17 protein-coding genes are annotated in these 19,576 nt (G+C 70.7%); 8 read left to right on the plus strand and 9 right to left on the minus strand.

Annotated features, from left to right (window positions below):
* Positions 1-22: 22 nt before the first annotated feature.
* Positions 23-1,054 carry a hydroxyacid dehydrogenase gene (locus tag RB628_RS01940; protein ID WP_318318473.1) on the plus strand — a complete coding sequence of 344 codons (1,032 nt, stop codon included), beginning with the start codon at positions 23-25 and terminating at the stop codon, positions 1,052-1,054.
* The gene (locus RB628_RS01945; protein ID WP_318318474.1) at positions 1,051-2,976 is read left to right on the plus strand and encodes a DUF2264 domain-containing protein; all 1,926 of its coding nucleotides are present in this window, start codon (positions 1,051-1,053) and stop codon (positions 2,974-2,976) included. Before RB628_RS01940 ends, RB628_RS01945 begins: the two co-directional genes overlap by 4 nt.
* Before the next feature lie 180 nt (positions 2,977-3,156).
* Here the strand turns inward: RB628_RS01945 and RB628_RS01950 are convergent, their stop codons facing one another.
* Positions 3,157-3,363: a hypothetical protein gene (locus tag RB628_RS01950; protein ID WP_318318475.1), complete on the minus strand. Its 207-nt coding sequence runs from the start codon at positions 3,361-3,363 to the stop codon at positions 3,157-3,159.
* Positions 3,364-3,986: 623 nt separating this feature from the next.
* Entirely contained in the window at positions 3,987-4,607 is a 621-nt protein-coding gene (locus tag RB628_RS01955; protein WP_318318476.1) for an L-threonylcarbamoyladenylate synthase, read from the minus strand.
* Between the two features lie 142 nt (positions 4,608-4,749).
* Between RB628_RS01955 and RB628_RS01960 the strand changes: the two genes are divergently transcribed.
* Complete coding sequence (locus RB628_RS01960; RefSeq protein WP_318318477.1) at positions 4,750-6,279, plus strand: helix-turn-helix domain-containing protein; 1,530 nt, start codon at positions 4,750-4,752, stop codon at positions 6,277-6,279.
* Between the two features lie 288 nt (positions 6,280-6,567).
* Positions 6,568-6,954, plus strand: coding sequence for a DUF6479 family protein (locus tag RB628_RS01965; RefSeq protein WP_318318478.1), 387 nt, complete (start codon positions 6,568-6,570; stop codon positions 6,952-6,954).
* Positions 6,955-7,212: 258 nt separating this feature from the next.
* Here the strand turns inward: RB628_RS01965 and RB628_RS01970 are convergent, their stop codons facing one another.
* Together RB628_RS01970 and RB628_RS01975 are read right to left on the minus strand one after the other, a co-directional pair.
* A complete protein-coding gene (locus RB628_RS01970; protein WP_318318479.1) occupies positions 7,213-8,817 on the minus strand; it encodes a cation acetate symporter in 1,605 nt (534 codons plus the stop codon).
* Positions 8,811-9,167, minus strand: a complete 357-nt coding sequence (locus RB628_RS01975) for a DUF485 domain-containing protein (RefSeq protein WP_318318579.1) — start codon at positions 9,165-9,167, stop codon at positions 8,811-8,813. Before RB628_RS01975 ends, RB628_RS01970 begins: the two co-directional genes overlap by 7 nt.
* 543 nt (positions 9,168-9,710) lie before the next feature.
* Between RB628_RS01975 and RB628_RS01980 the strand changes: the two genes are divergently transcribed.
* A complete protein-coding gene (locus RB628_RS01980; protein ID WP_318318480.1) occupies positions 9,711-10,034 on the plus strand; it encodes a YkvA family protein in 324 nt (107 codons plus the stop codon).
* A 66-nt stretch (positions 10,035-10,100) separates the two neighbouring features.
* On the opposite strand, the gene RB628_RS01985 is transcribed toward RB628_RS01980, so the two are convergent.
* Positions 10,101-11,465 carry an FAD-dependent oxidoreductase gene (locus RB628_RS01985; protein ID WP_318318481.1) on the minus strand — a complete coding sequence of 455 codons (1,365 nt, stop codon included), beginning with the start codon at positions 11,463-11,465 and terminating at the stop codon, positions 10,101-10,103.
* A gap of 243 nt (positions 11,466-11,708) precedes the next feature.
* Here RB628_RS01985 and RB628_RS01990 point away from each other — a divergent pair, with 243 nt between their 5' ends.
* Positions 11,709-13,706, plus strand: a complete 1,998-nt coding sequence (locus RB628_RS01990; protein WP_318318482.1) for a DUF1996 domain-containing protein — start codon at positions 11,709-11,711, stop codon at positions 13,704-13,706.
* A 19-nt stretch (positions 13,707-13,725) separates the two neighbouring features.
* Here RB628_RS01990 and RB628_RS01995 read toward each other — a convergent pair whose 3' ends face one another.
* Positions 13,726-14,007, minus strand: coding sequence for a zinc-ribbon domain-containing protein (locus tag RB628_RS01995; RefSeq protein WP_318318483.1), 282 nt, complete (start codon positions 14,005-14,007; stop codon positions 13,726-13,728).
* Between the two features lie 91 nt (positions 14,008-14,098).
* Here RB628_RS01995 and RB628_RS02000 point away from each other — a divergent pair, with 91 nt between their 5' ends.
* Positions 14,099-14,392 (plus strand): hypothetical protein, encoded by a 294-nt coding sequence (locus RB628_RS02000; protein ID WP_318318484.1) that lies wholly within the window; start codon positions 14,099-14,101, stop codon positions 14,390-14,392.
* Positions 14,393-14,635: 243 nt separating this feature from the next.
* On the opposite strand, the gene RB628_RS02005 is transcribed toward RB628_RS02000, so the two are convergent.
* Positions 14,636-15,493, minus strand: coding sequence for an aldo/keto reductase (locus RB628_RS02005; RefSeq protein ID WP_318318485.1), 858 nt, complete (start codon positions 15,491-15,493; stop codon positions 14,636-14,638).
* Between the two features lie 567 nt (positions 15,494-16,060).
* On the opposite strand from RB628_RS02005, the gene RB628_RS02010 reads away from it, so the two are divergent.
* Positions 16,061-17,446, plus strand: a complete 1,386-nt coding sequence (locus tag RB628_RS02010; protein WP_318318486.1) for a DEAD/DEAH box helicase — start codon at positions 16,061-16,063, stop codon at positions 17,444-17,446.
* A gap of 75 nt (positions 17,447-17,521) precedes the next feature.
* Here the strand turns inward: RB628_RS02010 and RB628_RS02015 are convergent, their stop codons facing one another.
* Positions 17,522-18,190, minus strand: coding sequence for a response regulator transcription factor (locus tag RB628_RS02015; protein ID WP_318318487.1), 669 nt, complete (start codon positions 18,188-18,190; stop codon positions 17,522-17,524).
* Positions 18,187-19,551 carry a sensor histidine kinase gene (locus RB628_RS02020; protein ID WP_318318488.1) on the minus strand — a complete coding sequence of 455 codons (1,365 nt, stop codon included), beginning with the start codon at positions 19,549-19,551 and terminating at the stop codon, positions 18,187-18,189. Before RB628_RS02020 ends, RB628_RS02015 begins: the two co-directional genes overlap by 4 nt.
* Positions 19,552-19,576: the final 25 nt, after the last annotated feature.

Consider the following 19,576-nt stretch of genomic DNA (forward strand, 5'->3'; position numbering starts at 1 on the left):
AGCAAGGAGTAACCGACCTCGTATGACCGCGTCCTCGCCGGGCCCCGGCTTCCGCCCCCGGGCCGCCCTCGCCATGTCCCCGGACGCCGCCGCCGCCGTCCTCGACCCCGCCTCGCTGGCCGCCCTCGGCGCCGTCTGCGACCTCGCCCCACTGCCCGTACTGGACGACTTCCGCACGGACCGCGCCCGCGGGATCCTCGCCGACGTCGACCTTCTGGTCACCGGCTGGGGCTGCCCCGTACTGGACGCCGACGCCCTCGCGGCGGCGCCCCGGCTGCGGGCCGTCGTGCACACGGCGGGCAGCGTCCGCCCGCATGTCACCGACGCCTGCTGGGAGCGCGGCATCGAAGTGTCGTCCGCAGCCGCCGCGAACGCCCTGCCGGTCGCCGAGTACACCCTCGCCATGATCCTGCTCACCGGCAAGCAGGTCCTGGAACGGGCCCACGCCTACGCCGCCACCCACACCCGCGACAACTGGCTGCGCACCTCCCGGACGATCGGCAACTACCGCCGGACCGTCGGCATCGTCTCCGCCTCCCTGATAGGCCGCCGTGTCATCGACCTACTGCGCCCCCACGACTTCGACATCCTCCTGTACGACCCCTGCGTCACCGATGCCGATGTAGCGGAACTCGGCGTGGAACGCGTCGAGTTGGACGCGCTGTTCGCCCGCTCCGAGACGGTCAGCCTGCACACCCCGCTGCTGCCCACCACCCGGGGCCTGGTGAGCCGTGCGCTGCTCGACGCCATGCGTCCGGGCGCCGTGTTCATCAACACCGCCCGGGGAGGCGTCGTCGACCAGGACGCCCTCACCGACGCTGTCCGGGAACGCCGCATCCGCGCCGTGCTCGACGTCACCGACCCCGAAGTCCTGCCTCCCGAGCACCCGTTGTGGAACTGCCCCGACGCTCTCCTCACTCCCCACCTCGCAGGCTCCCAGGGCAACGAGTGGCGCCGCCTGGCCGACCTCGCCGTCGCCGAGACGGAACACTGGGCAGCCGGCGCGGGATTCCGCCATCCCGTACGACGCGAAAGGCTGGCCTTCCTCGCATGAGCAGCACGACCCGCCTCAGCAGCAGGGGCATCCCCTTCGAATTCCCGCCCGAGGACCGCGAGTCGAGCCCGCACACGGGGTACACGCGGGCCCACTGGGAGGCCGTGGCGGACGGGCTGCTGGCTGCCGCGTGGCGCTGGAGCACCCCCGGCAGCGCCCTGCTCGACCTGCCCGGCGCACCCTCGCGCTCGGGTGCGCGCTCCGACGGCCTCGAAGGCTACGCCCGGACCTTCCTCGCCGCCGCATTCCGCGTCGCGGGCGCCGGCGGCGACGACCCGCACGGCTGGCTCGGCCGGTACGCCCAGGGGCTCGCGGCGGGCACGCGCACCCCCGGCCGCGCGGACACCGAGTCGTGGCCGCTCATCCTCGACCACGACGTTCAGGGCCAGCCGATGGTCGAGTCGGCCTCCGTGGCCCTCGGCCTCAGGCTTACGGCGCCCTGGCTGTGGAAACGGCTCGACTCCGCCGTACAGGACCGGGCGGAGGAATGGCTGCGGGGTTCGCTGCGGCATTCGCCCGCCCCGAACAACTGGTACCTCTTCCCCTGCACGGTCGCCGGTTTCCTGGAGTCCGTGGGGCGCGGCGACGCGGAGACGGCCGGGGCGCGTGAGCGAGCCCTGGAGCTGATGGAGACCTGGTACCGGGGCGACGGCTGGTACGCCGACGGAGACGGCCGGGCCTTCGACCACTACAACGGCTGGGCCCTGCACCTGTACCCGGTCCTCGACGCCCACCTCGGCGACGACCAGGAGATGTCCGCCCGCTACGGACCGCGCCTGCGCGAACACCTCGACGGCTTCGCGCTCATGTTCGGCGGAGACGGTGCGCCGATCCACTTCGGCCGCTCCCTGTCGTACCGTTTCGCCGCCTCCGCCGCCGTCGGCCTGGGCGCCCTCACCGGCCACACCCCGCTCACCCCGGGGGCGAGCCGTCGCCTCATCAGCGGCAGTCTCCGCCACTTCCTGGACCGAGGAGCCCTCACCGAGGACGGCCTGCTGACCCTCGGCTGGCACGGCCCGCACCAGGCCACCCTCCAGACCTACTCGGGTCCCGCGTCGCCGTACTGGGCCTCGAAGGCGTTCGTCTCCCTGCTCGCCCCCGCCGACGCCCCGCTGTGGACGGCCCGCGAGGAGGCGGCGCCGGTCGAGGACGGGGACCGGGTGCTCGCGCTGCCCGCACCGGGGCTGCTGGTCCAGTCGACCCGCGCGGACGGGATCGTACGGCTGCACAACCACGGCAGCGACCACGTCCGCCCGCACGAGGGCGAGACGGCGGCCGAGGACGATCCGCACTACGGCCGCCAGGCCTACTCGACGCACTCCGGTCCGACGGCCCCCGCCAACATCGCCGACAACCATCTCTCCGTGGAGATCGGCGGCCGGGGCAGTGTGCGCCGCCGTATCCACCCGCTGGGGGCGGGCCACGGGGACGGCTGGGGCTGGGCCGCGTCCTGGCACCGGCCCGTCTTCACCTCCGGACCGCCCATGGTGCCGGGGCTGCGGGTGGAGAGCGTCACAGTGGTACGAGGCCGCCACGAACTCCGCGTCCACCGCGTGACCGGCGCTCCGGCCGGCGCGCGCGTCACGCACACGGGCTGGGCGACGGGCCCCGATGAGGAGCTGACCTCATCGCTGCACGGCCTGTACGGATGGAATCCGGAGGCGGAGGAGGCACGGGCCCCGGAGGGCACCGCCTACACGCGCTGGGCCCTTGTCCCGCGCCTGACCGGCGAGACCTCCGGCACCTCACTGCACGTGGCACTGGCGGTTCTCACGGCAGACCCCGAACCCCTCGTTCCCGGGCGGGTGGTGTCCGGGGTCGAGGTGACCGGCACGGCGGTCGAGGTGCGGTGGGCCGAGGACGGGGTCCGAACGAGGATCACCTTCGAGCCGCCGGCAGTACAGCACGGATCGCAGGACTAGCGGGTCCGGCGAAGTCGCGCGGTCGGCAGGGCCCCGAAAGGGCGCGGGGCCGGGTCGACTGCGGCGCCGCCGCGATGGGGGTCCAGCCGCTCGAGCGAAGCCGGGAGTGGGGGAGCGGCAGCACCCACCGGCCCGCGGCCGGCGAACCGCGTACTCGGTGGGGTATCGAACAGCTGACCGTTACGGCAGCAGTTTGTCCAGCGCCGCAGTCCCCTCCTCCGCCAGCTTGCGCTCCGCCCAGGCCAAGGTGCGCGGAGTGAGGTCACGGCCTGTGGCGAGCACCAGGTCCTCGGCCGACGCCCCGTGCTCGGCACCGGTGTGCAGCAGGGCGTCGGGGGTCGTGACGTCGTCGGACGGAGAGGGTGAATCGGAGTTCTGGATCGGCATGACGTCTCCTTGCTCGACCGGACCTCTTACCACCATGCACAGCCCACGCCCCTCGCGCACCCCGCACCGGAATCCCCCGCTCCTCGACCGCCCGGGTGAGAGGCCCCGTCCGAGGGCGGAACGATCCCGGGCAGCCGATTCGACGAGGACGGCGACGGGGGCGACGCAATCGTGCCCGGCTCGGCTCGGCTCGGCCGTGCCCGGCTCGGCTCGGCCCGGCCTTGCTCGGCTCGGCCTTGCCCGGCTCGGCTCGGCTCGGCTCGGCCTTGCCCGGCGGCCGTCGATGGCTCCGGGGCCGGGCACGGAGGTGTGGATCGACGTCGGAAGGACCGGGTCCGGGAACTCGGACCGTTACTGGAGGCGCCCGAGCCGCCAGTAACGTCGCAGCCCGCAGCCGATGACCAATGCCGCGCTGGTGGCGCTCACCGTGTCGGCGCTAGCGTCAGCCGTGCCAGGCACCCGCTCGAAGCCGCCGCGCACGCGGCCCTCGTGCCGAGCCACCCGTCGGCGGACGCCCCGTCACCGTCGTACGGGCCCGGCAGCGACGCCGTGGCGGCAGGGGCCTCTGTCCGCGCGGGTGCCAACTCGCTCCAGCCACGCGGACGCACGACCTCAGGGAGCCGTCACTCGAACCGTGATGTGTCTCCGGCGCCCCGCCGTACGATCTCGGCCTCGCCGCTGGAGAAGTCGACGACCGTCGTCGGCTCCGTGCCGCAGTCTCCGGAGTCGACGACCCCGTCCAGGACATGGTCGAGACGCTCCTTGATCTCCCAGCCCTGTGTCAGCGGCTCCTTCTCGTCGGGCAGCAGCAGCGTGCTGGACAGCAGCGGCTCGCCCAGCTCGGCCAGCAGGGCCTGCGCGACAGTGTGATCGGGAATGCGCACGCCCACGGTCCGCTTCTTCGGATGCAGCAGCTTGCGCGGCACTTCGCGCGTCGCCGGGAGAATGAACGTGTAGCTGCCCGGCGTCGACGCCTTCACGGTCCGGAACACATCGTTGTCGACCTGTACGAACTGGCCGAGCTGTGCGAAGTTCTGGCACACGAGGGTGAAGTGGTGACGGTCGTCGAGCTGCCGGATCGACCGGATCCGGTCGATGCCGTCACGGCTGCCGAGCTGACACCCCAGCGCGAAGCAGGAGTCCGTCGGATACGCGATCAGCGCCCCGGAGCGGATGCTGTCGGCCACCTGACTGATCGTGCGGGGCTGCGGGTTGTCGGGATGGACGTCGAAGTACCTTGCCATCCAACGAGCTTAAGCGGTCGGGCCGCCGAACCCACGCAGCCCCGGACCGGCCACCGCGCAGCGAGGGGGCCCGTGCCTCCCGTGTGGGGTAAATTCCGGATCGTGATGCGGTGTGGACGTGATTGATCAGAGAAGGGCCGTCGTGCCAGGCAGCGGGGCCGACGACGGGCACGACGGCGTGGGCGGCGAACCCTCCGGCAACTGGGCGGACGAACTCCTCGACCACCTGCGCCCGGCCTCACGTGACCTCGGCAGAGTGACCGGCTGGCTCGCCGGAACCATCGAGGCGGAGGTGTCTCTCCAGGACGTGACCGGAGCTTTCCTCGCCGGCACGGGAGTGTGCGCGGACGACGAACTGGTGAGGGAGGTGGCCACCGGCAGAATCGCTTCTGCTGCGGTGCACACGGAGGGACGGCATGTGCGGCTGGCCGGACTCGGACACCCCGTCACCAGGGGTGTCCTCACGGTGGCCCGCACCCGGCCCTTCGACCAGCGCGCCACAGAGATTCTGGCCCGCACGGTCTGGGTGCTCGAACTGCTCCTGCGGGAACGCGGGACGGTCAGCGCCGAACGCCGGCTCGACCGGGCTACCTCCGACCTCAGACTCGCCATCCTCCAGCTGCTGATGGTGGGTGACATCATCGCGGCCCGCCGGGTCGCCGCCGGCCTCTGGCCCGGCCTGTTCGACACCGACACCGCCTGCGTCTACGTACTGGAGGGTCACGCCGCGAAACGCGACACCCTCGCCGAGGACTGCCAGGCGGCGGCGGAGGGGCACGCGCTCATTGTCCGCTGCCCGGCCGTGGACGAGCATCTGATCGTCGTGGCGCCCATCGACCGGGGCCAGGACATGGCCGGTCCGGAACTGCGCTCGCTCGTCGGTGAACGCCCCGACACCTTCATGGGCGGCAGCGTCCGGCAGAGCCTGGCCCAGACCGCCACGGCGTACGGACAGGCCGTCAGCGCCCTCGCCGTGGCCCGCTTCCGCCCGGACAGGGCCGCCGTGTACGCCGAACGCACGCACCCCGAGCGGCTGATGAATTCGCTGGCGCTGCGCGGCTGGGCGGACCGGTTGCTGAGCCCGCTCGACGAACTGCCCCACCACACCCGCGCCGAACTCCTCGCCACCACCCGCCTCGGTTTCTCCTTCACCGCCGTCAAGACGGCGATCATCCTCGGCGTCAGCCGCAACACCGTGCGCGCCCGGATGGAACGGGTCGAAGGCCTGCTCGACGCGGACTTCTCGGACCTCACCACGCGCGCCGCCGTCCAACTGGCCCTGAACACCCAGGCCTCCGTCCCGGATGGACCGCGCCCGGCCCTGGCCCCGCCGGCCGGACTGACCGAGCTGCTGCGCACGGACCCGCTTCTGTCCTGGGCGGACAGTCTCCTCGACCGCCTCACCGCGGACACCCGGGACCTGCGGCGGACGGTCCGCACCTGGATCGCCGCCGGCGGCAACGCTGAGCGCACCGCACAGGTGCTCGGCATCCACGCGCAGACCGTGCGCGATCACGTACGCGGCGCGGAACCCGTCCTCGAACGCGAACTCCTCGCCGGCGGCAGTGACCTGTACGAGGTCGTCCTCGCCCATCTGGCACTCGGCGACCTCGACGAACCATCCGTCGGCCGGGCGAAGCGGGACCATCCGGACGTGACTGTGCACGAGTGAGTCCTCGGCGCGGGAGAGAGGGCACTGGCGAGATACACACCCTGCCCGGACCCACGTAGCTTCATCTGGACGCCGGTGCTCCGGTAAGCGCACCTTCCCGAAGGGTGTGCCGGAGCGCCGGTGCCCGTGACGTGGTGCCTGGCCGAAAACCGGCCCTGAGGACCCGTGGGTGCGGGGGCGGCCGGCACGGGGGTGCGGCCGTACCCCCGCACCTGCGTATTTTCCCCCGCATACCGGGTCGCAGGGTGCGGCGGGAGTAGCCGACCGGTTCAGGGGCACTCGGCGACCATGAACACGGCAGAAGCAGCAGCAGAGGCGGGACAGGTACTCGCCGCATCGAGCAACGTACTCAATGTGATCGCCGCCTTCGCCGGTGGCCTGATCGTGGTGGCCCTGCTGATCTGGGCCGTCCGGCTGGGAGTGCGGGCGAAGGAGGCGGAATCGCCCCCGCCCAGGCCGGACGAGCAGCCCACGCTGCCGGAGTCCGGGCCGGTGCACGAGGAGCGGGAGAGGCGTGAGCCCAACGAGGTGCCCCGCGCTTCTGAGGAGAGCGAACGGCTCAATCCGCACAACCTCGATTCGTCCGGCACGAAACGCGGCGAGGACCAGTCCCGCCCGCGCTGGACGCCCGGCAACAGTGGCTCCTTCGGCGGTGGGGGCTCCGGCAGGAAGTGACTCCTGGAGTGGTCGCGTGGGGGAACCGGCGAACACAGGACCGACTTCCGGGGCCGTTGCCCGCTGGGCGGATTTTCTGGCGGCGCCATGTGCTGGAGTGCGACGGCGGATCCGGCGGCGGGCGCGGGCATTCCCACCTCGGGGCCCGGCGAGCGTGGCAGTGGTGGCCCGGGCGGGCAGAGGCCGCTCCCCGGTACTGCCGGCCCGGGCACGGGGGCGCACGCTGTCACGGCACTGACGCGGGCGCCCCCGTACGTGCTACGCGGCGTCGGCTCCGGCCCCGACGAGCGCACGGACCTCGAACTCCTCGTACGAGGAGGTCTCCTGACGAGGAGTCAGGACCGTACCGAGCCAGCCGAGGAAGAAGCCCGCCGGGATGGAGACGATGCCGGGATTCTGCAGCGGGAACCAGGCGAAATCCGCCGACGGATAGATGGAGGAGCCGGTCGACGAGACCACCGGGGAGAACACGACCAGCAGCACCGAACAGGCCAGCCCCCCGCACAGGCTGAGCAGTGCGCCCCGGGAGTTGAAGCGCCGCCAGAACAGGCTGTAGAGGAGCGTGGGCAGTAGCGCGGACGCGGCGATGGCGAAGGCGAGGAAGGCGAGGGTCGAGACGTTGGTCTCCCACGACAGCAGGGCCAGAGCCATCCCCAGCACGCCGATGAGGACCGCGGCCAGCCTGGCCACGCCCAGTTCCTCGGCCTGGGTGGCGCGCCCCTTGCGGATGACCTCGCCGTACAGGTCGTGGGCGAGGGAGGAGGCCGCGGCAAGGGTGAGACCGGCGGCCACCGCGAGGAGCGTGACGAAGGCCAGACATGACAGGAGCGCGGTGAGCACTCCGCCGCCGATGGACTGCGCGAGCAGCAGGACGGCCGCGTCGCCCTTCGGGTCGGTGTCGACGATGGACTCACGGCCCACGAGGGCGGTGGCGCCCAGGCCGAGGATGCCGGCGGCCAGACAGACGAAGCCGACGAGACCGGCGGCCCACACGACCGAGGAGCGCAGGACGCTGGTGGAGCGCGGGGCCAGCAGACGCATCATCACGTGGGGGAGTGCGGCGAGACCCAGCACGATGGCCAGCTGGAGGCTGAGGAAGTCGAGTTTGCTGGTGGTGCTGGCGCCGTAGCGCAGACCGGGTTCGAGGAACCGCTGGCCGATGCCGCTGTTCTCGGTGGCGGCCGCCAGCAGCGCGTTGAAGTTCCAGTCGAAGCGGTTCAGCACCATGACGGCCGTGACGGCGACGCCGAAGATGAGCATCACGGCCTTGACGATCTGGATGAACGTGGCGCCGGGCATCCCGCCGAGCGAGGCGTACACGATGACGATGGTGCCGATGACCACGACGCACAAGGTGCGGGTGGTGGTGCTGGGCACACCGGTGAACTGGGTCAACAGGGCGACGCTGCCCACGAGTTGGGCTACCAGATAGAGACAGCAGATGGTCAGGGTGCAGATGGAGAGCGCGAGCCGGACCGCCCGTCCGCCCTGGGGCAGCCGCAGCGCCAGGGTGTCGCCGAGGGTGAATTTGCCGGTGTTGCGCAGCGGTTCGGAGATCACCAGGAGCACCATCATCCAGGCGACCGTGGTGCCGCCCAGGTACAGCAGGCCGTCGTAGCCGGTGAGAGCGACCAGCCCGGTACTGCCCAGCAGGGTCGCGGCCGACAGATAGTCCCCGCACATCGCGAGCCCGTTCTTCAGGGGCGACATCTCCCGGTTGCCGAGATAGAACTCGCCGACCTCGTCGCGCTGCGGGGCGATCAGCAGCGCGGCGAACAGGGTGACCACGACGACCGACAGGAAGAGCACGAAGGTCAACTGCCGGCTGAACGGATCGACGACACCGGCACCGATGGTCACCACGTGCGGTACTCCCTCGTGTTCTGCGGACGGGCACCGGCCTGCTCGGCCGGACGGTGCTGCCCGGGCCGACGCTGCTCCAGGTGGGCGCGCAGCCCCTCGGCGACCGGATCGAAATGGGTGCGCATCCGCCGTACATGGCGCCAGGCGGTCACCCCCATCACCGCGAACTGCCCCAGCCCGAGTGCCAGGCCGAGCGTCAGATGACCGACGAGTGGCTGATTCATGATGCCGGGCGCGAAGCTCGACAACAGGACGTAGAGCAGGAAACCGCCGACGGCGACCGCTGTCGACAACGCTGCGAAGCGCCGGTAGCCGTTGCGCAACGACTGAAATTCAGGATGACTGTGTATAACCCGCCCAGGTGCGGGTTCGGGATACGTCGGGCTGTATGTGGGCGGCTCGTCCGGCCGCGTGAAATAATTGGACATAAACGCACCTTCTTCGCTGCATTATGTCGCGCATCCAACTCTTCCGAGCCGTGATCATCCAGCTCGCCGAGGTGACGGAAAACGCCGGAGTCACGTTCTTGTGCGGACTTGGTGGGGGAATCGTGAATCCGGGCGTTACGCCGAGCGAATTCCGGTGAGGACCCCGCCAGGGGTGACGACGGGTTAGAAAGCGGATTATGGCAGCGGCGCTCCGGAACAATCAACTCACTGTGAATTACTCTTGAGTACTGGCTCGTTCGCGCTCTTGGTGATCGCTTTGCCGCCCGGTGTAACCTGCGGAAATCCGCTGCGGCGGCATAAGGTCCGTACTTTCCCCTCGCCTCGGGCTGTCTCAAATGTGCTGTACGTGAGAGGTGCAGGGGCCGTGGTGTGGAGGCATGGTGAAGGGGAAGTCGAGGGGTAAGAAGGACCGGACAAAGGCAAGCGGAGAACGGCGGAGGAACGATGGATTCCACTACGACGGTGATCCTGGTCGTCGCGGTCCTGGCGGCGGCTGTGCTGGCCGTGGCGGGCACTCTGCTCGTGCGGCTGGTGCGCACCCGCCGGGATCTGCGCCGGGCGGGCCTGCCGACGGGCCCGCGCTGGGTCTTCTGGGGCGCGGTTCTCTACCTGGTGCTCCCGACCGACCTCGTGCCCGACCCCGTCTACCTGGACGACATCGGCGTACTCCTGCTGGCCCTGCGCAGTATGCGCACCCAGGCGCGGGAACCGGGGAGCGGACTGCCGCCGGAATCCGCTCCGGCGGGCCGCCCGGACAAACTCGGGTGAGGGACGACAAAGGCTCGGCTCGCGGTGTCCCGCGAGCCGAGCCCTGCTGAACTGTCGAGGCCTTGCCTACGCCTCGCTGGCGCGGAGCATGTCCTTGCGCTCCACGATCTTGACGCGCTCGCGCCCCTGGGGTTCGCCCAGAGCCTTCTCCGCGGCGTCCAGCCGGTGCCAGCCCTCCCATGTGGTGAAGCGGACGTCCCGCTCGCCGAGAAACGCGTCCACGGCCTCCGGGGCGGGCGAAGCAGGCGCGGGGAGACGGCCGTTCGCGTAGTCGTCGAGCAGATTGGCGACGGTCTCGTTGGCGTCGCCCTTCGTGTGCCCGATCAGCCCTACGGGGCCGCGCCGGATCCAGCCGGTGACATACATCGACGTGAGGTGCTCGCCGGTCTCCTCGACCACCCGGCCGCCCCGGTCGGGGACGGTCCCGGAACCGACGTCCCAGGGCAGCTTGGGCAGCTTGTCGGACAGGTAACCCACGGCACGGTAGACCGCGCTCACGTCCCAGTCCTTGAAGGTTCCGGTGCCCTTGACGTTGCCCGTGCCGTCGAGAGCGGTCCGTTCCGTACGCAGGCCGACGACCTTGCCGTCCTCGCCGAGGATCTCGGTCGGCGACTCGAAGAAGTGCAGGAACAGCTTGTGCGGCCGGTCGCCGCTGTCGCGGATGGCCCAGTTCTCCAGAGTCTTGGCGACCATGTCGGCCTGCTTGTTGCCGCGCCGGGTCGCGATCGAGCCTTCGTCGTAGTCGATGTCCTCGGGATCGACGATGACCTCGATGTTGGGGGAGTGGTCCAGCTCGCGCAGCTCCATCGGGCTGAACTTGGCCTGCGCCGGGCCACGGCGGCCGAAGACATGGACTTCGAGCGCCTTGTTGGCCTTGAGCCCCTCGTGGACGTTCGGGGGGATCTCGGTCGGCAGCAGTTCGTCCGCCGTCTTGGCCAGGACGCGCGCCACGTCGAGCGCGACGTTGCCGACCCCCAGGACCGCGACCTTCTCCGCGTCGAGCGGCCACGTACGCGGCACGTCCGGATGCCCGTCGTACCAGGAGACGAAGTCGGCGGCCCCGTACGAGCCGTCCAGCTCGATGCCGGGTATGTCGAGGGCGCGGTCGGCCGTGGCCCCCGTGGAGAAGATCACCGCGTCGTAGAAGGCGCGCAGATCGTCGAGGTTGATGTCGCCCGGGTAGTCGACATTGCCGAAGAGGCGGATCTGCGGCTTGTCGAGCACCTGGTGCAGGGCCGTGATGATGCCCTTGATGCGCGGGTGGTCGGGGGCGACGCCGTACCGGATCAGACCGAACGGGGCCGGCATCCGCTCGAAGAGGTCGATGGAGACACCGGGATCGGCGGCCACTGCGGACTTCAGCAGCGCGTCGGCGGCGTAGATCCCGGCCGGGCCGGCTCCGACAATGGCCACCCGCAGAGGGCGAGGCATGATCAGGTTCCCTTCGAGCGATGAACAAGAGATCTTCGAAGGAAGCCTAAACTAAGGCAAGCCTAAGCTGGTACGGGGGTCGGGGTTATGAGCCCATAAGGCGGACTTATGGGCCGTCCTGGGCGTCCCTCTCCTTGGGAGTTCCTGTGAATCCCTGCCGCGCTTGAACGCCCGGGGGTCCGTCCGCGTATGGGACTGGGGGCATTTCCATGTCGAACCGGCTATGAGCGCAGGAGTACTTCTGTGGGACGCAATACGCGCAGACGCCCAACAGGTCCCCGCCGCGCCACCTTTGCGGCGGTCGCCCTGATGCTGGGCGGAGGTGGACTGGTCGTGGCGAACGTGTACGCCTCGGCCACCGAAGGCGGCCTGGGCGGCGACTCGGCTCAGCAGAGCCGGACCGACCGGACGTTGTCCTCGGGGGCCGCCACGATCGACTGCCCGGATGTCGGCGACCAGTTGGTGACCGTACCGGACGGAGCGCGGCCGGAGGTCGACAGGGAACTCGCCGCCCTGGACCAGCAGATCGCCGACGCCTACCAGCGGCTGCAGAGCTCGACGCAGGCGATGCGGCAGGACAGTGGCTTCGCCGACTCCGCGATCATGAATCCCCTGCAGGAGAAGCGGGCGGCGACCATAGAACGGATCGCGATCGCCATCGGCCGCGTGGGAGAACGCCCGGAGGGACTCGACGCCCTGGCGGCCTGTACGTTCCGTGCCTCCGGCAACCAGCCCGGGCAGGGGGAGGGCCAGACCGGCGACCAGGCCGGCGAAGGCCAGGACGGTCAGGGCGAGGGCGACGGCGAGGGCGACGAACAAGGCGGCCAGGAAGAGGAGCCGAGCGGCAACGGCGGCCAGGCCGGGAACGGTCCGGTCGCCGGCGACTTCGCGGACATCACCACCGTCCAGCCCAGCGTGCAGAACCCGGCCCCGGAGAACAACGCCTCACGCGGCACCTTCGCCACGAGCTGCGGTGTGAACGAGAACGGCCTGTTCAACTCGGACAACGTCATCGTGGCCCCCGGTGTCTCCAACGGCGCACACCACTTCCACGACTACGTCGGCAACCAGGCCAACGACGCGTTCGCGAGCAACGAGGACCTGGCCGCCGCGCAGACCAGTTGCGTGGACCAGGGCGACAGGTCCTCCTACTTCTGGCCCGTCCTGCGCCTGCAGAACGGAACGCAGGAAAAGGACGCCAACTCTCCCGGCGGCGGTATCGAAGGCAACGCCGGTGAGATCGTCACGCCCCGGGAGGTCACGATGACATTCGCGGGCAACCCGAGCGGCCCGGTCGTGGCCATGCCCAGGCTGCTGCGCATCATCACCGGTGACGCCAAGGCGTTCGTCAACGGCACCGCCAACGCCAACGCCTCCTGGAGTTGCACCGGGTTCGAGGACCGGCAGCTGAAGGACAAGTACCCGCTCTGCCCCCAGGGCAGCGACGTGGTGCGCACCTTCAGGTTCCAGAGCTGCTGGGACGGCAGCAACATCGACAGCGCCAACCACCGCACCCACGTGGCGTTCGCCGACGCCGCCGGAAACTGCGGAAACGGCTTCCAGGCGATCCCGCAACTGGTGCAGCGCATCGTCTACGACGTCGACGCGCCCAGCCTTCAGGACGGCGGCCGTACGGTCCCGCTGTTCGCGGTCGACTCCTTCCCCGAGAACCTGCACAAGCCGGTCACGGATCACGGCGACTTCATCAACGTCTTCGACGAGAACCTGATGCGGGAGATGGTCGACTGCATCAACACCGGACGGCAGTGCGAGGCCGGCTCCTCGAACGGTGAGGATCCCGGGAACAGCCCGTCTCCGACCCCCGACCCGCCGTCCGGAGGGGGCGAGGAGCCGGCCCCCGAGCCCACGGACACCTCGAGCGAGGACGACACCCCGGACCCCTCGGCCTCTCCCTCCCCGGCCACGCAGACCCCGGACCCGGCGGGCGCCACTCCCCCGAAGGAGCCCGCGGAAGCGGAGCCCAGGGCCTACACGACACCGCCGGCCACCCAGCGGGCCGAGTCGGCCGTGTCGCCGACGGACGACGGTGACGGTGAAGTCGGCAGCGCGGCGACCGCCGACGAAGGCAACGGCGACGATGCCGCCGCGCAGCCCGAACCGCAGGCGGTCACCGGCGATCTCGCCGACACGGGAACCCAGCTGTGGCCGGCCGCGCTCGGAGCGCTCCTCCTGATCGTCGGTTTCCTGATGCTTCGCCGTATCAGGCACGGATCACGATGACGACCGGGGGCGCGACTGTTCAGGGCCGGTAGGACTGCTGCTGCGGCGGCGTGTTCGTCCGGCCACCGGCGCCGCCGCTCTGCATCTGCTCCGCCTGCTCCTCGGTCACTTTCTGCTCCGCACCGCAGAAGGTGCACTGCGTCGTGTACTTCGTCGAGAAGGGGAACAGGGGCACGAAGAACAGAGTGAACTTGGTGACACGCCTGCGGAGCGCGTGTGCGGAGGGATTCCCGCAGTGGCCGCACACCAGAGTGAGTATCGCGAGCTGGTACAGGTACCCCTTGGTGCCGAAGATGATCATTTGCTGAGTCCCGTCGTCGGTACGTCTGTTGTCGGCCTGGCCCCCTCGGAAGGGGGTAGTGGATTATGTCCGTCCGGTTCATGGTGGGGGCATGACCGAACCGCAGACCTTCCCACTGCCCCCGACCGTTGAAGGCAGTGACGCCGACCGGTTACCCGGTCGGGCTCTCACCGCCGCCTGGCAGGCCGACGACATCTTCCAGGTCCAGGCCACGCCTGAACAGGATGCTGCCACCGGACGAACCCTCGGCGCATCCCGCACCTTCGTCAGCCGCGCGCTCAAGGAGAAGGCCCAGCACGTGTCCGACCTTACCCACAGCGGATATGCCGCTTCCGGTGAGGAGACGGCCGACGACAGGGTCAGGTGCTCGGCGACCACCACGTAGGACGCTGGGAGGCCGAGCGCGGCCGGGTCGACGGGGTGGCGGTCCCGGTGAAGAAGCGCAGGGGCCGGGGCACCGGCAGGAGGAGGAACCCGACCGGGCCGCAGACCTGGTCACGGCCCGGGTGCCGGACTCCGACCCGCGCCGGGCCGCCCGCGACGAGATCCGCGAGCTGCTGGGCCGCGGGCACCGGGGCGACACCCCGGTGCCCGCCCGCCCGGTCCGGTGGACCGGGCTTCCAGGGGCTCAGACGGCGTCCAGCTCGGCCGACTCCTCGGCGGAGAGCACCAGGTCCACAGCGGCGGCGGAGTCGCGGATGGTCTCCGGGCGGCTGGCACCGGGGATCGGCACGACCACCGGCGACTTGGCGAGCATCCAGGCCAGGCACACGCGCTGCGGGCTGACGCCGTGGGCCGCGGCGATCCGGGCGAAGGGCGCGTACGCCGAACCGAGCCCGCCGGCCCGGGAGATGCCACCGAGCGGACTCCAGGGCAGGAACGCGATGCCCAGTTCGCCGCAGAGCCGGAGTTCCGGTTCGCTGGAGCGGAAGGCCGGGGAGAACTGGTTCTGCACGGAGACCAGCCGTCCGCCGAGGATCTCGTTCGCCAGCCGGATCTGGTCCGGGTCGGCGTTGGAGATGCCCGCCATGCGGATCTTCCCCTCGTCCAGCAGGTCCCGGACCGCGCCGACCGACTCCTCGTAAGGGACCCTGGGGTCGGGACGGTGGAACTGGTACAGCCCGATGGCCTCCACACCCAGGCGGCGCAGCGAGGCCTCGCACGCCTCCTTGATGTGGGCGGGGGAGCCGTCCAGGGACCAGCTGCCGTCGCCGGCACGCAGATGGCCGCCCTTGGTGGCGACCAGCACGTCCGTACCGCGCTCATGAGAGGCGAGTGCCTTGGCGATGAGGGTCTCGTTGTGACCGACCTCGCCGGCGTCCCGGTGGTAGGCGTCCGCCGTGTCGATCAGTGTCAGGCCCGTGTCGAGCGCCGCGTGGATGGTGGCGAGGGAACGGGCCTCGTCCGGCCGTCCCTCGATCGACATGGGCATCCCGCCCAGACCGATCGCGCTGACCTCCACGTCACCGATGCGTCGAGTGTGCATGTGCTCGTGACCTCTTTCGGGTGTCGCGAAGAAAAAGTTGCGCTCCAGCCTTGCTCGCCGGCGCCCTGGGGTCCAATAGAGGAATACGAACGCATTCAGTACCCGGGCAGCTGAATCCCGGTGGCTCCCTCGCCCTCGCGAACACCCGCCTGGCCAGGCGTGCTTCACGCATCAGCACGCTGACGATCCGTCACCACCGAGTGCACATCGCGTGGTTGGACGGCGCCCATGACTTCGCAAAGCTTTGCGCGTCCTGACGACGGCGCGCAGAGCGGTCATCAAGGGCACGGCGGCCGCACCGTTCGCCGGCGCGGGCGGAACCGTGCTTGCTCCTTCCACCGCCCACGCGTCGGCCGTCGGAAGGAGCCGGCGAGCACGTCATCCGGAACCTGAGCGAGTACGCCAGGACGCGCCACCTCTACGCGGTCCGCGCCGACGGCTCCCAGCGACGGCACCGGCCGAAAGGCCACCGCTGATAAAATGGCACCGCGCTTCGACACCGCCGGGGCCCGTACCAGGGGGTACGGGCCCCGGCGCATTGGGGGCGCCAGACCAGGAAGGTTCCTCATGAACGCCAGACCGCCGGCTCCCACAGGGCCGCTGGGCGAGCTCACCACCCCGCAGACGGGGGTCCCGGGCCTGCCGCCGGCGGCGTCCTTCGACGCGCTCGGGCTGCCGCCGGAAGTCATGGAGGTGATGGGGCGCCTCGGGGTGACGGAGCCCTTCCCCATCCAGGCGGCGACCCTGCCCAACGCACTGGCCGGCCGTGATGTCCTGGGCCGTGCGCGAACCGGCTCAGGCAAGACGCTCGCCTTCGGGCTCGCGCTGCTCGTCCGGACGGCGGGCCTGCGCGCGGACTCCAAGCGGCCGCTCGCGCTGGTGCTCGTACCGACCCGGGAACTCGCGCAGCAGGTGGGCGAAGCGCTGGCGCCCTACGCGCAGACGCTGAACGTACGACTGGCCACGGTGGTCGGCGGCCTGTCCATCAACAAGCAGCAGGCGCTGCTGCGCACCGGCGTCGAGGTGGTCATCGCGACCCCGGGGCGGCTGACCGACCTGGTGTCGCGCCGGGACTGCCACCTGGACCAGGTGCGGATCACGGTGCTGGACGAGGCGGACCAGATGTGCGACCTGGGGTTCCTGCCGCAGGTCTCGGACATCCTGGACCAGGTGCGCGCCGACGGACAGCGGCTGTTGTTCTCGGCGACGCTCGACCACAACGTCGACCAGCTGGTACGCCAGTACCTGCGTGACCCGGTGCTCGCGTCGGTCGACCGGGTGGCGGGCTCGGTCACCACGATGGAACACCACGTGCTGAACATCCACGCCGCCGACAAGTACGCCACCGCGACCGAGATCGCCGCCAGGGACGGCCGGGTACTGATGTTCCTGGACACCAGGACAGGCGTGGATCAGTTCACCCGTCATCTGCGGGCCAGCGGGGTAAGGGCCGGCGCCCTGCACAGCGGGAAGTCTCAGCCCCAACGCACGCACACGCTCGGCCAGTTCAAGGACGGCGAGATCACCGTGCTGGTGGCCACCAACGTCGCCGCGCGGGGCATTCACATCGACGCGCTCGACCTCGTCGTCAATGTCGACCCGCCGGCCGACGCCAAGGACTACCTGCACCGTGGCGGGCGCACGGCGCGCGCGGGTGAGTCCGGGAAGGTCGTCACCCTGGTCACCCCCAACCAGCGGCGCGACGTGAACCGGATGATGTCCGACGCCGGGATCCGGCCGACGGTCGTACAGGTGCGCTCCGGCGAGGAGAAGCTGACCGCCATCACCGGGGCGAAACGCCCGCCGACCGGGACGAAGACCAACACCGGCAACGCCCCCTTCCGCGGCATCGGCACCCGCCCGGGCCGACCCGCGAAGGAGTCCCGCAAGGCCGCCGAGGCGCGCAAGACGGCGGAAGCCCGCGCGGCGGCCCGGGTACGCAAGGGTCGCTGACGCCGGACGGGCCGCGTTTCGACGTCCGGTGCGGCCGGCGGGCGCCCCGGCCGTACGGTTCCGGAGCTGCAGTGGCTACGGCTTGGCCCTGACCAGTCCGGCGTCGTACGCCGTGATCACGGCCTGGATGCGGTCGCGTGCGCCGATCTTGGCTAGGACACGGCCGACGTGCTTCTTGACGGTGGACTCCGTCAGGACGAGCCGCTCGGCGATCTCGCTGTTGGTCCAGCCCTGCGCGACGGCGACCAGCACCTCGCGCTCGCGGTCGCTGAGTGTCTGCAACCGGGGGTGGACGGCTTCCGTGGCGCCGGCGGGTGCGAGGACCTGGTGGGCGTAGGCGTCCAGCAGCCGGCGGGTCAGCCGGGGCGCCACGACGGCGTCGCCGGACGCGACCGCGTGGATGCCGGCGACGAGTTCCTCGGGGCGGGCGTCCTTGAGGAGGAAGCCGCTGGCTCCCGCCCGCAGACCTTCGTAGGCGTACTCGTCGAGGTCGAAGGTGGTCACGATGAGGACGCGGGTGCGGCCGCCGGTGGCGATGATGCGGCGGGTCGCCTCAAGGCCGTCCATGCCGGGCATACGGATGTCCATCAGCACGACGTCGGGGCGCAGTTCCGATGCCAGGCGCACGGCTTCGGCGCCGTGCGCGGCCTCGCCGACGGGCGTCAGACCGGGGGTGCCCTCAAGGAGCATGCGGAAGCCCATGCGCTGCAGAGGCTGGTCGTCGGCTATGAGTACGGTGGTCATGGCATCTGCTCTCCTGGTGCCGGCGGGGCGGGCCCGGAGGGTACGTCGAGCACGACGTCCACGAGCCAGCCGAGGCCGGTGTCGCGCGGTCCGATGGTGACGGCCCCGCTGTACATGGCGGCCCGCTGACGGATACCGACCACCCCGTGCCCGGCGTCGCCGGTGTGCGGCGGCGACTCCGCAGGTACGGGGGCGCCCGGTGGTACGCCCGTGTCGGCGACGCGTATCCGCACCTGGCCGGCGTCCGCAGTCACGGTGACCTCGGCGGAGGAGCCCGTACCCGCGTGCTTGAGCGTGTTGGTCAGTGCTTCCTGGACGATGCGGTAGACGGTGAGCTGGACACCGCTGCCCAGTGAGTCGAGCTCACCCACTGTCCGGTAGGTCACCGCCGGTCCCGCCGCGCGGACCCGGGTCAGCAAAGGGTCCAGGTCCCGGATGCCGGGCTGGGGGCTGAGCATCCGTACGTCCTCCTGCTCCTCGCGCAGGACGCCCAGCACACGGCGGAGCTCGCCCATGGCCTGGCGGCCGGTGTCACCGAGGATGCGCAACGCCTCGGCCGACTGCTCACCCCGGTTGGCGGCGAGGGTCGCGGCGCCGTCGGCGAGGGAGACCATGACGGACAGGTTGTGGCCGACGATGTCGTGCATCTCGCGTGCCACCCGGGAGCGCTCGGCGGCCGCGGTGAGCTGGACACGTTGGTCGCGCTCGATCTCCAGGCGTCCGGCGCGGTCCTCCAGTGCCGCCAGATACATCCGGCGGATACGGAGGGTCAGACCGATGGCGATGGCCGCCGTCGCCGTGCCCAGCAGGAAGAACATGCCGAGCAGCGGACGCTCGACGGGCACCAGGACGCACACCGCCAGAGCGACCTCTGCGCCGGTCAGCGCGGCGGCCCAGCCCAGCATCCGCAACGACCCGTGCAGGGCCAGGGTGTACAGGGCGACGAGCATGCTGATTCCGGACTGCTGCCAGATGCCCAGGGACCACTGGAGGAGGGACACCAGCGCGACCACGAGAAAGGTGACGGCCGGGGCTCTGCGCCGCCACCACAGCGGCACGATGAGCGCGGCGGAGAAGACGAGCAGGACGACGAACGGATGATCGCCGTTGTGGGCCGTTCCCTCGAAGGGACCGTGTCTCTCGCCGGCGAACAGATCGGGCAGGCTGACGAGGGCGATGACCAGTACCACCGCGGTGTCGAGCAGCCATGGATGCCGCCGGTCCAGCCGCTGCCGGCGGCTCTGGTCGCGCAACAGGCGGCCCAGGAGCGGATGTGTCCAGGCGGCGTCGAACCCGGAGGACGGCGCGAGCGCCGCCCCCTGGGTCGTGTGCGCGGCGGCTGCCGCCCGCTTCGGGATCATGGCCCTCATTGTCCTCGGCCCGCGG

This window comes from Streptomyces sp. ADMS, from assembly GCF_033441795.1.
GTDB lineage: Bacteria > Actinomycetota > Actinomycetes > Streptomycetales > Streptomycetaceae > Streptomyces.